This window comes from Lactiplantibacillus sp. DA1, from assembly GCF_032681335.1.
In the GTDB taxonomy this organism is placed as follows: Bacteria; Bacillota; Bacilli; order Lactobacillales; family Lactobacillaceae; genus Lactiplantibacillus.
In genome coordinates this window covers 102,128-118,540 of record NZ_JAWHTQ010000009.1, presented here as the reverse complement: position 1 = coordinate 118,540, position 16,413 = coordinate 102,128, and the positions used below count along the sequence as shown (strand labels likewise).

Below are 16,413 nucleotides of genomic sequence, written 5' to 3'. Positions count from 1 at the left end.
AGGTAAGCAATGTTTATGATTTACGCTTTTTGCCTTTTTTCTTCTTCTTACCCTTTTTACGCTTCGAGCCTGATGATGTCTGTGACTTCGCCAATAACTTCTGGGCTTTCTTAATCAGCTTAGCCTGCTGATCAGGTTCTAGCTGTTCCCATAATGTGGCCAACGTTGGATCAACTGCCGGGGTTGGTGTCACGGCCACCGGAATTGGTGCAGCTTTTGGCACTGATGCGGTTGCGATGTCCGTCGTACCTAATAACCAATCCGGTGAAACATTCAATACCGTAGCTAATGCTGTCACCTTATCGTGCTTAGCCACGTATTTATTGCTTAACCACTGACTAATTGAAGAACGCCCAATGCCCGTTTGTTTAGCTAACTGAGCAGATGTTAGGTTGGCTTGTTGCATTGCTTCTTTTAATCGATCCGCAAATATTCCCATCACATTAACCTCCTAGTGTAACGGATCCCAAGCGGGTAACCGTTGTGCACGTTCATTAAGTAATACTTGAAATTCCGGTGCTAAGAACCGTTTGTGAACCACCACTTCGTAGACGTACTCATCGAACCATTCTTGGCTCATGACGAAGTAACCTTGATCGCCGACCTGATCACCCCAACTATTTTCAACTTTCCACTTAGTCGGTGTATCCGCAACGAGGTCAACCCCTGTTAAAGTCATAGCGTGGCTCACTTCACCTTCACCCGTCAATAAGCGTTGCGCCTTGGTCAGATGGTCGTTGACGCCAAATAGCTTACCAGTTTCAAACAAATGAGCATCCAAGTAACCCGTCTTGCGGTCCATTTGACGCAAGACGTCATTACCAAACCAAACCGTCTCGCCGGCCTGTAGTTGTTGAACAGCAACGTCCGTCAACACCCCCATATCAAGATTCAAAAATTCAATCGGCTTGCCACCGATAATATTATCTTCATCTGGCAAACTGTACAGCCGATTAAAAGGCTTATCTGGTGAATTAGTGACGACCACGTAATCATCCAAATCAGTTTCAAAGTAATCTTGATAAAACTGTTGTGGCGTTAAATTTGATAGCCGATGATACTGCCGCTCATCATCACGATATTCCAAATCAAAACTAGTTGGTGGTTCACCAAATGAGTAAGCCGCCATGCGGTATACCGCTTGTAACATTGATTTTTCCAATGATTGTAGCTCGGCTTCACTTGCACCATCCATCACGAGTTGCCGGAGTTTTAACCCATCTTTACGGAGTTGCCGTGATAAGCTCGCCTGAAACGCCGTCGTATTTTCAGTGTTGAACGACTCCGGCATGGCACTAGTAGGGGCAACACCGTACTTTTGTACCAAACTAGCCGCCATTGCCCACTGACCACCATCTTCGCCAGGGTTAGCAAATAAGAACTGGACTAAGCGGTCATCAATTGGCTGACGGGCCGTTTGTTCAACGTTCCGATAAAAAATATTGGCCCGCTCGATCTTATCCCAGAAAAACAAATAGCTTTGTGATAATTCAAAATCTTTAACATGGTAACGAGTCGCAAATTTATGACGCAATGTATTTAATAACGAAAATTCCCAACACCGGCCACTGTGTTTTTGGTTGCTAACTTTCCCCGTTGGTACTTCAACGGAAAAAGTCCGCCCTAGACGACTAGCAGCTTGGTCATCAAAGCTAGCTGCTTCAATCCCATTCTTAGTAATCATTCGCGTCAGTACTGATGCCCTTTGAGCCTGCGCATGCGTTGTCCGTAAAGCGGCAAGTACATCCGATGTTAATTCAGTTGCCATATTTACTAGCCTCCATCGTGATACTTGCCATTATTCTAGGCTTATTAGTCATCAAATTCAATTTAGATGCCAACATTTGTTTGCTTTTCTGAACATCGTTAGTCAATTTAACCACCTATCTAATCTATGATATTAAAAGTAACTAAGGATTGGGGGTGATAACCGCCATCGTACCAGCTAGTTATCACCTCAACTGTGATGCAACAAAAAGCGCAACTCGTTATGAGAGTTGCGCTTACCACCGTAATTAATAACTAATTGAATTAATATTGTATCGTTTAGCCTGGTCAGAGTCCCAAAACGGAACTTTAACCACCCCCAATACTTTACTAGCTGGGACAACTCCCCAGTAACGACTATCATTAGACACCGACCGATGATCACCCAACACAAAATACGAATTCTTGGGCACCTTGGTAGTTCTTAAATTCCAACTATATCGATTTTCTAATTCTTTTAAATCCCAATTCGATGTCCCCTGTGTCCGTTCATACTGACTGATAAATTTTTGTGGGACAAGCTTACCGTTAACATAGAGCCGGCCATCTTGAGATTTAACCGTATCACCAGGCATTCCGATCACTCGTTTGACATATTTAACCGTCTTTGAGCGCGCATCCGGATCAACTTGATACGCATTAAAGACAATGACACTGAGATGACGAATTTTGGCCATCTTAACCACGGCTACCCGTTCATTATTATCTAAGTTAGGTTCCATTGACGGTCCATCCACCCGTACCATTGTAAAAATAAAGTGCCTAATTACCATAGCCACTAGTAGCCCCACCAAGATTGGTAATACCCAACTCATAATACTCTTAAAAGTTTTCATCAAACGTTCTCCCTTACCCCACTCTAACTTCAAATCATTATAATCCAATCGGCATGGCTTGTCTGGTATTGGTGAATCGTTTTTATAAATTTATAAGTAACCTTGCAGCATTGTCCCTTAAAAATGGCCGCCTAGACAAGCTGGGCGGCCATCAATAAATAATTTAATGTTTAACCATCATTCTCCTTAAGATTGCGGCGTATCTTGTAAACTCCAGTTGATTTTGCCATGATAGTTGCCTGTATATACTCCCGGCTGAACATCTAAAAAGATTCCTTGCTGTTTTTGCCAAGCCGCTGCAATATTGGTGGTTTGCTGATTAGCGTTCACCTGTTTACCACGGCCAACCAACGTCTCCTGATTAGTCATAACATGCCTTTGACCACCGGCGTCTACATAGACCAAATCACCGACCAATGGGTGTTGAGCAGACTGCATTTTGGTTGCAGTTGCATACACATACCATGGTGATCCAACTGGTCGTGTATCATGAACATCAATTTGCCAACGATTCGTTGGCGATAATAACTTTTCATTATTGGGAATCATGTTACTTTGAAAACGCATTTGAGCATTAATCTGACCAAACATGAGTCCTGTATTCACATTAACTGTTAATGAGTCAATATTAGATCGTTGTCCATATTGATTTGAGACCCACACCTTCACATCATTAGCTCCTTGTTTGAGTGAATCAGTGGGTAACTTCAAGTGAAAATAACCTGCTTTATCTGGGTCATCTACGGACCCATTGGCCTTAAAACTTGCGATAGCCGTCCCATCAGCATGTGCAAAATGAATGGTTAGCGCACTATCTTTTAAGATCACATCGCGAGCGAAGTCAGCTTGGTCAGTCCCTAAAATCATCCCAGTAACCAGTACTTTACGTCCCTTAGCGGCCGCAAATGTGTGACCATTAGTCAAAAACAAATTGAGTTTAATCGTGTTTGTTCGCGGAATGCCATTATTAATCACCGTATCAGTATGCCCAGGAATGTCATCATATGCATTTGTTTCCGTTATCATCAATCGACCACTGCCGTTAAAGTCTTTGTCCCAATTAATCCGCCAATGCCCTTCATTATCTACCCGTGCTTTTTTGACCCGGTTACCAAATTTAGCCGTGATTACATCACCAACTTGGGTTCCTGTCCCAGTGATGATATGCTTATCAGGCTCAAATCCAGTAATATGTGGCCTTAGTTTAATCTGACTGACTATTTGACAATATTGCTTTGTTACCATATAAATCGGCAGTGTTCGAAGAGGAGTGCGGCTGGCATTAGTACTGCTTTTATTGCCAATCCAAACCAACTGCCCAGCCTTAATACCATGTGTCTTGATTACATCCGTCCGGTTAGGCCGCCAAACTCGACTTTTGACATCATAAATCAAAAAAGTTGCCCCATACTCTTTGCCTTGACGATCCAAAACTAGATCCCATAAGTTATACAGCCACTTATCACTTGGTGACGTTACCATACCTTTACCTAAGGTGATTTTCACCCGACTTGTTTTATGCGTCACATGACCATTACGCACATAATTAGCTGCAATGTGTGTAATGGGCCATGGCACTTGACCAATTGTTCGTTTTTCGAAATTAGTTGTAATGTCCTGCATTGTATTGGTAGGCTCATCAACAACTTGGGCTTGGCTATTAACAGCCATTGGACAAAAGACCAATAACAACCCACCCACGATCAGCATGCCAGTAAGTAACCTTCTCGCCCTCACTACTGACCCTCCTTATCTAGTGATATCGTTCTTTACTAAACCGCCAAATGACTATCAATAAGATCAAAATCAAACTGCCAAAACTTGCATAAAGCCAACCTAAGATTTGTTCACCAGTCTGTGGTAATTGATAATGACCTTTTAGTTTTTCCGATGTTTTTACTGTAACCACATGATATGACTTGGTTCCATTAGGAATCTTAATATTACGACTATCCATCTGTTGCTGTGTCCGATGACCGGCATAGAAACTAACAGTAATCGTTGACCGTCCCCCAACGGCTGCAAATCCCGTTACTGTTAACATTATTAAACTGATTAAAATGGTTGCTACTTCCAAACTAAACTGTCGCACCATCCTACCCCCATTATTGTCCTAATCCTTTGACCGCCGTTGCCATATCCAGACAATCACACCGGCTCCTAACCCCAGCGTTAACATTGCAAGCGCACCAATTCCAATTAAGAGCCACATACTAACCCCCTTATTATCAATTGACGCATGATTGTATTTCTCGGCCGCCTTCATACTAATATGAAAGTCTCTTTTAAACTGCCAATGGTGGCGCCGATTACTAACTGTCATTTTCAATTGATAATCACCCGGCTGTAATCGCTGTGATTTTAATTGTAGTGGTGCTTTAAAAACCGTATTTGGTGCCATCATAACCCCTGTTTTCGTATGCCTAATAACGACTTTTTGGCGGCGTTTATTAATAATTACCGTCCGAATTTTTAAATTAGGAATGATCCTTGCAACAGGGTTACGTAACGCAACGATAATGCTCCGGTGATAATTACTCAAGCCAGCCTTAACCGGCCCTAGACGTAGATCAGGTTCTGGTAATTTTCCTGAAGTCAACTTCAACCCAATCACATACGAATATTCATTCGTTACATTGATACTTTTATCCGTTACTCCTGTTACTTTGCCATCAACCCGTTTAAAATACCAACCACCTAGTAAAACGCCATTCACTAATTGCTTAGGTAACTTCACCTTAATTGCGACCGTTTTGGATTCTTTGGCTGGAACCGTTACTACCTGCTCACCTTGAATGGTTGCTAGATCGCTGATGCGATATTTTAACGACCGATCATACGACTTGGTCGGATTAATATATTCAATCACTCCATTAGTATTCGTATACGCGGTATGAACAGCCGTTTGAACCTTAATATCCCTATTGGTTACATTATAGATAACCGTCCGCAATGTCTGTTCTTGGCCTCTTGCCATTTTTAAATCGAAAAAAGAATTCTGTTTATGAAGCTGATTTTTAGGAAGCTTAGCAGCAACACTAAAGCCTACATCATTGTTGTGAACCGGTTGTCGATGACTGGCCAATACTGTCTGCCCAACAAAAATACTAATTCCAAAACTCAAACTCATTAATTTTATGAATTGGATAATCACTTTCAATCTCAACACACCCCATATTATTGTGCCGCTTTTAAAATCACTATTTAGCAAAAAAGGAAGCTATCGCCCACGACCACTGAAACGGTTACTTTATCCATAATAACCGTTACCCATCGCCTCCGACTTTAACTTCCCCGTTTGGTTATATTTAACTAACTTGCTGGCGTATCACTTAAACTCCAGTTTAAAGTTGTTTTGTATCCCTGCGCTTTCGCCGAGTTCGCTGGCACCGTCAATTTAATACTACTTGGATCAATTTGATCAACAGTCACGCCAGCACCGTGATCTTGAGCTGCCGATAATACCGTTGCCGAATTACCATCCAATACATTAAGAGCTTCTGTCGACTGCGCGCCATTATTTGTTGCACCAGAATTAGTTACCGTACCTTTTGGTAGTTGAAGCGTTGCCCCTTGCATTACAGAACCGTCTGCACCAGTCAAACTACTCCCGGCAACGGCCAGTGTCCAACCAGCATTGCTTCCTCGAACATCAGATACTTCTGTGACTGCTTTTTTGTTCCATAAACCTGATACATCCGAATCAGTTTCTGCGGCAGTGTACGTTTCTGGATTTAAGACATCAATCTCATGGCTTCCAAAATCTAATTTATTAGAAACGTAAATCAATGATAATCCACCACCAGCTTGAGCACCGTTGCCACTATCACCGCTATCATCAGGCTTATTGGGATCATCCGGATTAACCGGCGATACCGGACTACTATTTTCTTTAAACATGGCCTGAACATCAGTCGTACCAGTCGTATTGGCCGTACTATCTGTGTTGGAACCATCGGGTGTATCTGCTTGAGCAATTACTCCCGAACTCACCAATAAACTACTTGCCATTAAAATACCACTGACTAACTTACTAACTCTTACCAACAATAACTCCCCCTTTATTTTGTAAACACTGTAAACAATGTTTACTAGGTTTGAAGTATAATACCTTAATCTAATTTAGCTATCATTAATTAAAGTGTTGTTGCTTTTTTAATGAAACATGTACTAATTAAAAAATAAGATAACAAAAAAAGCACAATCACCGGCTGGGATTGTGCTTTAGTTTCAAAATATTAACTTTTACATTCAAATCATTGGTCAACATCAGTTGAACACGACAATTGTATTCAAATTAGCTTTGTCCTGCACTACCCCTTACTGAACCTTTGCAATCCGGCCTTGTTGAATGTAAACACTCAAAATCGCAATATCAGCGGGATTGACACCACTGATTCTCGAGGCTTGCGCAATTGTCGTTGGTTGAATCTTCTTCAGCTTCTGATGCGCCTCGGTTGCTAACCCATCGATTGCATCATAATCGATCCGATCCGGAATCTTTTTAGCTTCCATCTTTTTCAAACGGTCAACGCGTTCTTCCGCCTTCTGAATATAACCGGCATACTTAATCTGAATTTCAACTTGCTCAATAATATGCCGTTCTAGCGGTTCAGGTGCTGCGGGAATAAATTTCATTAAATCAGCATATTGTACTTCTGGCCGCTTCAAGAAATCTGCTGCTAGCACCCCATCTTTAAGTTCGCCAGAATCGTGTGCTCGTAAGAAGGCGTTGACTTCATCGTTAGGTTTGATTCTAATTTTGCCCAAACGGTCAAGTTCGCTTTTGATTGCTTGTCGTTTAGCTTCAAATGCCACATAACGCTCATCATCAATCAACCCCAACTCACGCCCCTTATCAGTCAACCGCAAGTCAGCATTATCATGCCGTAAAATCAACCGGTACTCAGCCCGACTCGTTAGTAATCGGTATGGCTCATTAGTTCCCTTTGTAACTAAGTCATCGATCATAACACCAATATAGGCATCGCTTCGTTTTAAGGTAAATTGGCCACGATCAAGTGCCCGCAAACCAGCATTAATACCGGCAATTAAACCTTGACCTGCAGCTTCTTCATACCCAGAAGTTCCGTTCGTTTGACCAGCAGTATAGAGATTCTTCACCAGCTTGGTTTCCAACGTTGCCTTTAATTGGTAAGGCGCAACCACGTCATATTCAATGGCGTACCCTGGCCGCATCATTTCAGCATCTTCTAGTCCTTTAATTGAATGAAGAATTCGCTGTTGAACTTCCTCTGGCATCGAGGTTGAGAGCCCCTGAACGTACCATTCATCAGTATTGCGGCCTTCTGGTTCTAAGAACAGCTGGTGTCGCTTCTTATCCGCAAACCGGACAATTTTATCTTCAATTGATGGGCAATATCGTGGACCGACCCCTTCGATCACTCCTGTAAACATCGGCGCCCGATCAAGGTTTTCTCGAATAATCTTATGCGTTGTTTCATTCGTGTATGTTAACCAGCAAGACAACTGATGCTTTAAATCAATATAGTCAGCATCCTTCGTTTCAAAGCTAAAATGGTGCGGCTCTGGATCGCCAGGCTGTTCTTCTGTAACACTATAATCGATCGTATTACCATCAACTCGTGGCGGCGTCCCAGTCTTAAAACGTTCAAGGTTAAACCCAAGCCGTTCCAAATCACCAGATAGCTTCATTGCTGGCTGCGAATTATTAGGACCGGAAGAATACATTAGTTCACCAATGATAATCTTTCCCCGAGCAGCTGTCCCAGTCGTTAAAACAACACTTTTAGCACTATAACGCGCACCCGTATTTGTAATGACACCTTTGCAAACCCCATCTTCAACAATTAAACCATCGACAATTCCTTGCCGTAAAGTTAGATTCGGTTCTCGTTCAATCGTATGTTTCATTTCAGCATGGTAAGCATGCTTATCCGCTTGTGCTCGCAAAGCTCGAACGGCTGGTCCTTTTCCCGTATTAAGCATCCGCATCTGAACATACGTCTTATCAATATTACGGCCCATTTCACCACCTAAGGCATCAATTTCACGAACCACGATTCCTTTGGCCGGACCACCAACAGATGGATTACATGGCATAAACGCCACCATATCCAGGTTAATCGTCATTAAAAGCGTCCGGTTACCCATCCGAGCAGCGGCTAAAGCTGCTTCAGAACCCGCATGGCCAGCACCAACGACAATTACATCATAGTCGCGGCCTGGATATTGCTTTACTTCTGTCATTACGTTTCCTCCTACCACTACTTACCCAGACAGAACTGACTAAATAGCTGGTCTAATAATTCATCTTCATAACTATCCCCGGTAATTTGGCCGAGAAACTCCCAGCAACGAGTCATATCAATTTGAACTAAGTCGACCGGCATGCCGGCCGCAAGTCCCGTCTGAACATCTTGCAACGCTTGTTTAGCCTGATTTAACAACCCAATGTGCCGTGCATTAGTTACCATCACGTTATTTTGGCTACTTTCGATACCTTCATTGAAGAACATCTTGGCAATCCGTTGTTCAAGTTGTGTAACCCCGCTTTGTTCTAGAACTGACATACTTAAAACATCGGTCAAGTCGACCATTTGTGCCAATTCAGTTTGATCGAGTTGGGCTGGTAAATCAGTTTTATTCAAGATAACAATCCGCTTGGAATTTGCCGTTTCTTGCAATAATTCTCGGTCTTCAGTTGTCAATGGTTGACTATTATCCAATACTAATAAGACCAAGTCGGCAGCGCCGATTGCTTTGCGACTCCGCTCGACCCCAATCTTTTCGACCTTATCTTCAGTGTCTCGAATTCCTGCCGTATCAACAAGTTTCAATGGTACCCCACGCACATTAACGTATTCTTCAATCACATCACGGGTCGTCCCGGCAACATCGGTCACGATTGCTTTATCTTCATGCAAAAGATGGTTGAGCAGACTAGATTTACCCACATTAGGGCGGCCAATAATAGCCGTGGCTAGACCTTCACGCAAGACTTTACCCTGCTTGGCCGTTGCTAACAGTTGGCCAATACTTTGAGCAACGGCCGTAGCCTTCTCTTTCAGCATTTTGGTCGTCATTGTTTCAACCGCGTCATACTCAGGATAGTCAATATTGACCTCAACTTGGGCTAACACGTCCAAAATATCTTGCCGCAAATGCCGTATCAACTTAGATAAATCACCATCTAATTGGTTTAACGCGACCTTCATCGATTTATCCGTCTTAGCACGAATCAAGTCCATGACGGCTTCCGCTTGTGACAAGTCCAACCGGCCATTCAAGAAGGCCCGCTTAGTAAATTCACCAGGTTCTGCCATTCGCGCACCGTGGCTCAATATCAATTGTAAAATTTCATTAGTCGCCACGAGTCCCCCGTGACAGTTGATTTCAACGACGTCTTCACGAGTATACGTTTTAGGTGCTCGCATCACAGTTGCCATGACTTCATCGACTTCCTGATGCGTATCAGGGTCAACAATATGACCATAGTTAATCGTGTGTGATTGCGCCCGACTGAGATCCTTGCCTTTAAAAATCTGGGTCACTACGTTAAACGTCTGGTCCCCACTAATCCGAATAATTGAAATACCACCTTCACCAGGCGGCGTTGAAATTGCCGCGATCGTATCAAATTCTGTGGTCGTTGGCATACCATCATGTCCTTTCTTGTCAGCGTTTCATCGCCTAATACCATACCAAATTTACTTACAATTAGTTAATAATATGTCCTAAAATGCAGAAAAAAAGCGCCTAGTCCACGCCACCTTAAAGCGTGGATAAAGCACTTTGACTACTTTATCTAAAAGATAAGAATGATTAACACCTACTATAATAGCTCACCCGTAGTTTGTCAAACGCCTGTTTGCGTTACTTTGAATAAACTATTTACGAATCGCCACAACCACGGCACGGTGCGGATCACGGCCTTCCGAGAATGTCGTAACATGCCGATTATTCGCTAGTTCAGCGTGAATTAATTTACGTTCAAATGATGGCATTGGATCCAAAAAAACTTGTTTGCCCGTTGCAATTACTTCTCTAGCCGTACTCTCCGCTAATCGCTTGAGCGTTGCAGCCCGACGCTCACGATAATCATCGACATCCAGCACCACATTGACGTGCGACGCACCGTGATGATTCATATAAACTTGCGCTAAATCTTGCAATGCATTAATCGTTCGACCATGTTTTCCAATCAACAAGCCCTGCTTAGCCGTATCAAAATTTAAAGTGGCATAGCGGTTACCAAAATCAACATCAAGATCAGCCGTGACCCCCAGTGCCTTAACCACTGTAAGCAAGTAGTCGCACAAAGCGCGCACCGCAGTTTCGTTAGCCGCTTGGCGAGCAGCAATCTCAGCTGGTGTCCGAGGTGACTGACCGTCATTAGCCGAGGCAACTTTAGTCTTATCGGTAGCTACTGGTTGTACTTCATCACCAGCCACAACGGGGCCCATAGTATCCGCGACCGAGGCTGGCTTGGTCACTGTTTTAGTGTGGGTAGCAGTGCTAGTCGCTGGTTTGGCTGAGTCAGTAGTGGCCTGGCTGGCCGGCATTGGTGTTGCTACTCGAGCAGTTGCCCCGGACGCTGTTGATGTCGTCGATTCAACGGGCATTGCCTGTTTCGGCATAGTCACCGTGGAAGCCGACGTCACTGTTCCAGGCGTTTCAGCAGGTGACACCACCGTTAACCGTACTTGGGCGGGTTGCTTACCCAGTCCTAAAAACCCTTTTTTGGCTTTAGCGATAACTTCAACTTCAACTTGATCACGTGTCCGGTGCAATTGTTTTAGACCAGCCGCAATCGCGGCCGCGACGGTATTACCTTCAAATACTGTCATGCTTGAATCCTCCTCGTTAAAAATCCTGCTTTCATTATAGCATTACCATTCACCATGCGAACATCCGAGTATAAACACTTAATGAACCCCTACAACCAGATGGCAGTACTTAATGGCGCCCAATCGTTTTGACCGTTTGGTAAAGTTCACTGTAGGCATAGCTAACCACAAAAAAAGACCCACCACACATGGCAGGTCTACTTGTATTTAACGTTTATGATTACGAATCGCGCGCTTTCTAGCTTTTTCAAGTGTCCGCTTACGATCACGTTCTGCTTGCTTCTTTGCTTCCCGTTCGCGATTAATCTTGAATGGGTTTTGCAATAGCAAGGTCTGTCCAACCTGGAACGCGTTGGAAATCACCCAGTACAAGGATAAGGCCGATGGAACATTAATAGCAGTAATTAAAATAATTACGGGCATTAAGTACGTCATCGAAGTCGTCATCCCATTTTGTTCTGGTTGCGACTTCATCGCTAACCAGGAACTAGCAAACGTAAATAACGCCGCTAGAATTGGCAAAACGTAGTAGGGGTCCTTGCTACCTAATTGAAGCCATAAGAACGAACCAGACTTCAAGACTTGTGTCCGCCAGATTGCTTGGTACAACGCAATCAAGATTGGCAACTGAACTAGCATTGGCAACATGCTGGCCATTGGATGTACACCATGTTTGGCATACAGTTTCTTCATTTCCGCTTGGAGCTTCTGCTGAGTTTCCATATCGCGTGATGAATACTTCTTTTGCAAAGCCTTCATCTGCGGTTGAACTTCTTGCATTGCAACCATATTACGGGTCTGGAAGATCATCAATGGCAAGATGATAACCCGAATGATCAACGTAAAGACGATGATCCCAAGGCCATAACTATGACCAAACAAGTTTGATAACCAAATAATCGCCCGTGAGAAGTTCAAGATGATTAAGCCATCCCAAAATCCGGTGCTCTTATCCGTGATTGGGGTATTACTACACCCACTCAAAACTAGTACGATCGCTAGTACGGCCAGCATTGCCAGTATTTTTCTGTACTTTTTCAAACGAATGTCCTCACTTTAATCATTGTCCAGCAGGTGCGCTAGCTTTAGCGCATGGCTTAGATAAGCTTTGGTTTCGGCTTGCGACTTACCAGCAACGGTTGGTCGGGCAATGACGAGAAAGTCCGCATCTTGCTTGAGCTGCGGTTTTAACTCGGTGATTGATTGCCGAATCCGGCGTTTGACCCAATTGCGCGCAACGGCATTCCCAATCTTCTTACCGACTGAGATACCCACGCGAAAATGGGGTTGCCCCGGTTTTTCCAAAACGTAAATGACAAATTGACGATTGGCATACGAGTTGCGGGTCTCAAAAACTTGTTGGAACTCAGTTTCTTTTTTTACCCGATATGATTTTCGCATAATCCATCTCCATGTGTGCGCTCAAGCTCTTGAGCGAATTGCTACACAACTTTACAGCCCTAAACACCCGGTCTAGGACTGTAAAGAAAAAGCCACTGATTATCAGTGGCCTATGCAGACAATACTTTTCTGCCTCGTTGGCGTCGACGGGCTAACACTTTACGGCCATTGCTGGTGCTCATCCGTTTGCGGAAACCATGTACACGTTGACGATGGCGCTTCTTTGGTTGGTAAGTTCTCTTCATCATGACACCTCCTTCTCCATAATGACATGAATCAATTCGATTAAGTCGTTATTTTCAAAACGCAGTTTACATCTAAACGCATTTCCTGACTACTATAGCATATTTTTATTTGTTTGAAAACCAGTAAATTAAATTTCTCGACAGTATTTAGGCGACTAAAAATTATTTAATTGCGAATTTCTTTGTGGATTCTCACTAGCTAACTTTCCGTTATTCGCAATTTAATCACAGGATTATTGACAAATTAACGGGCTGTTATTTAGTTATCCACAAGTCGATTTTAGCGTGTGTATAACCCTTCGAAAAGCTATCAATAAGGCTTTAGTTTTAAACTTGATTTTGTGGATAACTCACACTTTTTCTAAAACCTTCCATTTTTTCGACAAGCTGTGCATAATAAAATCCCAGCCTGTGAATTATCCTAATTTTAACTTGTCCACTTGTGGAAAACTCAATATGTTCATGCTAAAATAGAATTACGTTTTTTAAGAAAAGGGGTATCCACGTGCTGGAACGTAATGACTTATGGAATCTCATTAAGTTCTCTATGGAACAAGATCTTTCAAAGATCACGTTTCAAACGTTTGTCGAACCGGCAAAGCCGCTCCAACTCGATAAAGCCCAAATGACGATTGAAGTCCCCACACAACTTCATCGTGATTATTGGGAGAAAAACTTGGCCGCAAAGTTCACGGACATTGCGATGCAAGCGACTAACGAGCAGATCCGGCCGGTAATGATAACGGAAGAAGAACGTCAGCAGCTTACGAGAGATAACAACTCGCAAGCGACTACCGGTAACGTTGCGGGTAATCAACCATCAACCGCAACTACCCCCACATTTATGCGGGAAACGAAACTCAACCCGAAATATACGTTTGACACTTTCGTGATTGGCAAAGGTAATCAAATGGCCCACGCCGCAGCGTTAGTTGTGTCAGAAGAACCTGGCACGATGTATAATCCGTTGTTTTTCTATGGGGGCGTTGGTCTGGGAAAAACCCACCTAATGCACGCTATCGGTAACAAATTGTTAGAAACCGATCCAACTAGTAACATCAAATATGTGACTAGCGAATCTTTTACGAATGAACTAATCAATGCCATTCAGACCAAGAAACAAGAGGCCTTTCGCGAAGAATATCGAAATGTTGACTTACTACTGGTTGATGATATTCAATTTTTTGCTAATAAAGAAGCCACCCAAGAAGAGTTCTTTCATACTTTTAATGCTTTATATGAAGATGACAAGCAAATTGTCCTCACGTCAGATCGCTTACCTAACGAGATCCCACAGCTACAAGATCGTTTAGTATCGCGCTTCAAATGGGGACTGTCCGTAGATATCACGCCACCAGACCTAGAGACGCGTATTGCGATTTTGCGCAATAAAGCAGATCTTGAAGGAATTGAAATTCCCGATGACACGTTGAGTTATATTGCCGGACAAATCGACTCGAATGTCCGTGAACTCGAAGGTGCTCTGGCGCGTGTTCAGGCGTATTCCCGTTTGAACAATTCACCAATTACAACTAGTTTAGTAGCTGATGCGTTGAAGAGTCTACACCTTAGCAGTAAACTATCAGAAGTTTCTATTCCCGTCATTCAGGAAAAGGTCGCTAAATATTTCCACGTAACCATGGCTGACCTCAAGGGAAAGAAACGCAACAAACAAATCGTGATCCCACGCCAAATCGCCATGTACTTATCACGGGAACTAACTGAAAGTTCACTGCCACGCATTGGTAATGAATTTGGCGGCAAAGATCATACGACTGTGATTCACGCTCACGACAAAATTACTAAGGCCCTTAAAACGGACTCTGAATTACAAAAAGCCGTGGGTGATCTCACTGGTCAGCTAAAAGCGTAGTGTGGATAAAAAAGAATAACTCAAAAAGTTTTCCACAACTTATACACATGTGGAAAACTCACTAGCACTTGGGGTTCGCCTTGTTTTCCACAGTACCCACCGCTCTACTATTACTACGAACTTTTATTATTAATATATATCTAGTGCCCGTCACTAGAAAAAGAGAGGGATTTACTTATGAAGTTCACGATCAACCGATCTGCATTCATCAAAGAATTAAACAACGTCCAACGTGCAATTTCTTCAAAGACAACCATCCCGATTCTAACCGGGTTAAAGTTAGACGTTAACACCGATGCGATTACCTTAACGGGTAGTGATGCTGATATTTCTATCGAAACAACCATTCCAGCTAGTGATGACAACAATACGTTAGTTGTTGAAGATGCTGGCTCAATTGTGTTGCCAGCTCGTTTCTTTAGTGAAATTGTTAAAAAGTTGCCAGAAGATACGATGACGGTCAATGTTGTTGACGGTTTTCAAACGCAAATTACTTCGGGGGCAGCTTCCTTTACAATTAACGGCTTGGATCCTGAAAATTATCCGCACTTACCTGAAATTGACACTACTAATACCATCACTTTAGCTGGTGATGTTCTTAAAGAATTGATCGGGCAAACCGTTATTGCTGTTTCTAATCAAGAAAGTCGCCCAATCCTAACGGGGGTCCATTTTATTTTGGCAAACGGGGAGTTTCTGGCTGTTGCAACCGATTCACATCGGCTAAGCCAGCGCCGGATTAAATTACCTGAAGCCAATAATGCTGATTACGATGTGATTATTCCCGGTAAAAGCTTAACGGAATTGTCGCGGATGATTGGTGATAATAATCCGGATGTTCAAATGCGACTATCTGAAAATCAAGTCTTATTTGTATTAGGAAACACATCGTTTTATTCCCGTTTGCTTGAAGGAAATTATCCAGATACCTCACGCTTAATTCCTAAAGAGTCTAATACGACCGTTGAAATTTCAGCGCCCGCATTATCAGCCGCCATTGAACGGGCTTCCTTACTATCACATGAAAGTCGCAATAATGTTGTTCGCTTTTCTGTCAATCCAACAGATAAAACCATTACCATTTTTGGTAATTCACCAGATGTTGGTGAAGTCACGGAACAACTGCAACCAACTGATTTAGCCGGTGACGAATTAGAAATTTCGTTTAATCCGGATTATATGAAAGAAGCCCTTCGTTCGTTTGGTCAAGCGATGATCAAGATTTCCTTTACGATGGCCTTGCGACCATTCACATTAGTGCCAACTGAAGAAGGCGAAAACTTTATTCAGTTAATAACTCCAGTTCGAACTTTTTAACTAGCTGAATAAATATACATTTTTAAGCAAAAAGCGTGACGTTCACTTGGAACGTCACGCTTTTTGTTACTGATAATTAGCTCTGGAAAGCCGATGTATAAAGCTAAAACAAGGTGTAACTTTTGAAGTTATTAATATTATAT

The 16,413-nt window shown here is 42.9% G+C and carries 15 protein-coding genes; 2 read left to right on the top strand and 13 right to left on the bottom strand.

Translation table 11 applies throughout. The features are described from left to right. Positions 1–13: 13 nt before the first annotated feature. From RXV91_RS14030 to rpmH, 13 genes are all read right to left on the bottom strand, one after another. Entirely contained in the window at positions 14–439 is a 426-nt protein-coding gene (locus RXV91_RS14030) for a helix-turn-helix domain-containing protein (protein ID WP_316440368.1), read from the bottom strand. A 12-nt stretch (positions 440–451) separates the two neighbouring features. After that, positions 452–1,768 (bottom strand): C1 family peptidase, encoded by a 1,317-nt coding sequence (locus RXV91_RS14025; RefSeq protein WP_316440367.1) that lies wholly within the window; start codon positions 1,766–1,768, stop codon positions 452–454. 247 nt (positions 1,769–2,015) lie between these two features. Beyond that, the gene (gene lepB, locus RXV91_RS14020) at positions 2,016–2,603 is read right to left on the bottom strand and encodes a signal peptidase I (protein ID WP_316440366.1); all 588 of its coding nucleotides are present in this window, start codon (positions 2,601–2,603) and stop codon (positions 2,016–2,018) included. Between the two features lie 186 nt (positions 2,604–2,789). Continuing rightward, positions 2,790–4,274 (bottom strand): cell surface protein, encoded by a 1,485-nt coding sequence (locus RXV91_RS14015; RefSeq protein WP_316440401.1) that lies wholly within the window; start codon positions 4,272–4,274, stop codon positions 2,790–2,792. Positions 4,275–4,356: 82 nt separating this feature from the next. Continuing rightward, the gene (locus tag RXV91_RS14010; protein WP_316440365.1) at positions 4,357–4,647 is read right to left on the bottom strand and encodes an LPXTG cell wall anchor domain-containing protein; all 291 of its coding nucleotides are present in this window, start codon (positions 4,645–4,647) and stop codon (positions 4,357–4,359) included. 69 nt (positions 4,648–4,716) lie between these two features. Next, positions 4,717–5,733 (bottom strand): DUF916 and DUF3324 domain-containing protein, encoded by a 1,017-nt coding sequence (locus RXV91_RS14005; protein WP_316440364.1) that lies wholly within the window; start codon positions 5,731–5,733, stop codon positions 4,717–4,719. A gap of 182 nt (positions 5,734–5,915) precedes the next feature. Next, positions 5,916–6,653: a WxL domain-containing protein gene (locus RXV91_RS14000; RefSeq protein WP_316440363.1), complete on the bottom strand. Its 738-nt coding sequence runs from the start codon at positions 6,651–6,653 to the stop codon at positions 5,916–5,918. A gap of 270 nt (positions 6,654–6,923) precedes the next feature. After that, positions 6,924–8,834, bottom strand: a complete 1,911-nt coding sequence (mnmG, locus tag RXV91_RS13995; RefSeq protein ID WP_316440362.1) for a tRNA uridine-5-carboxymethylaminomethyl(34) synthesis enzyme MnmG — start codon at positions 8,832–8,834, stop codon at positions 6,924–6,926. Between the two features lie 17 nt (positions 8,835–8,851). Then, positions 8,852–10,243 carry a tRNA uridine-5-carboxymethylaminomethyl(34) synthesis GTPase MnmE gene (gene mnmE, locus RXV91_RS13990; protein ID WP_316440361.1) on the bottom strand — a complete coding sequence of 464 codons (1,392 nt, stop codon included), beginning with the start codon at positions 10,241–10,243 and terminating at the stop codon, positions 8,852–8,854. Positions 10,244–10,474: 231 nt separating this feature from the next. Then, the gene (jag, locus tag RXV91_RS13985; RefSeq protein WP_316440360.1) at positions 10,475–11,434 is read right to left on the bottom strand and encodes an RNA-binding cell elongation regulator Jag/EloR; all 960 of its coding nucleotides are present in this window, start codon (positions 11,432–11,434) and stop codon (positions 10,475–10,477) included. Between the two features lie 207 nt (positions 11,435–11,641). Beyond that, positions 11,642–12,475, bottom strand: a complete 834-nt coding sequence (gene yidC, locus RXV91_RS13980; protein ID WP_021730329.1) for a membrane protein insertase YidC — start codon at positions 12,473–12,475, stop codon at positions 11,642–11,644. A 15-nt stretch (positions 12,476–12,490) separates the two neighbouring features. Then, on the bottom strand, positions 12,491–12,835 hold the full coding sequence (rnpA, locus tag RXV91_RS13975; RefSeq protein WP_003640224.1) for a ribonuclease P protein component: 345 nt from the start codon (positions 12,833–12,835) through the stop codon (positions 12,491–12,493). A 110-nt stretch (positions 12,836–12,945) separates the two neighbouring features. After that, positions 12,946–13,080, bottom strand: coding sequence for a 50S ribosomal protein L34 (gene rpmH, locus RXV91_RS13970; protein WP_003640225.1), 135 nt, complete (start codon positions 13,078–13,080; stop codon positions 12,946–12,948). A 505-nt stretch (positions 13,081–13,585) separates the two neighbouring features. Here rpmH and dnaA point away from each other — a divergent pair. Together dnaA and dnaN are read left to right on the top strand one after the other, a co-directional pair. Continuing rightward, on the top strand, positions 13,586–14,953 hold the full coding sequence (dnaA, locus tag RXV91_RS13965) for a chromosomal replication initiator protein DnaA (RefSeq protein WP_021730330.1): 1,368 nt from the start codon (positions 13,586–13,588) through the stop codon (positions 14,951–14,953). Between the two features lie 177 nt (positions 14,954–15,130). Continuing rightward, a complete protein-coding gene (gene dnaN, locus RXV91_RS13960) occupies positions 15,131–16,270 on the top strand; it encodes a DNA polymerase III subunit beta (RefSeq protein ID WP_021730331.1) in 1,140 nt (379 codons plus the stop codon). The last annotated feature ends 143 nt before the right edge of the window (positions 16,271–16,413 follow it).